The organism is Stenotrophomonas sp. OVS01A (assembly GCF_019969775.1).
Classification (GTDB): domain Bacteria; phylum Pseudomonadota; class Gammaproteobacteria; order Xanthomonadales; family Xanthomonadaceae; genus Stenotrophomonas; species Stenotrophomonas indicatrix.
The window spans coordinates 1-443 of the sequence record NZ_JAHXYV010000021.1; the positions used below are offsets into that span (position 1 = coordinate 1).

A 443-nucleotide genomic window follows, 5' to 3' on the forward strand; every position below is an offset into this window, starting at 1 on the left:
ATACACTACTATTATTATAGAAAAATGTAAAAAGAGAGGACTTATTAATGAATTCCTTACCGATATTACCAACAATAAGTACCACCTTTATTGTTTTAAGCGGGATTACAGTTGCTATCGGCTGGTGGCAAATAAAGCAAAAAAAAATAGAGGCTCACAAAAAGACAATGTTCATGGCAAGCTTATTTGCCCTAATTTTCTTTATTATTTATGCTTCTAGAACCATTTTTATAGGAAATACTTCATTCGGCGGCCTAGATAATATTAAAATATATTATACCGTTTTTTTAGTATTTCATATCACATTAGCTACCATTGGTGCAGTATTAGGTGTAATTTCTTTAATAACAGGTTATAAAAATAATCTTTCTCTTCATCGCCGGCTAGGCCCCATTACAAGTATTGTTTGGTTCTTTACTTCGATTACCGGTGTAGCAGTTTAC

General features: G+C 32.1%; 1 protein-coding gene. It reads left to right on the forward strand.

Translation table 11 applies throughout. From position 1 onward, the window contains the following. Positions 1-47 precede the first annotated feature (47 nt). On the forward strand, positions 48-443 hold a 396-nt coding region (locus tag LC407_RS20820), incomplete at its 3' end, for a DUF420 domain-containing protein (protein WP_223483530.1).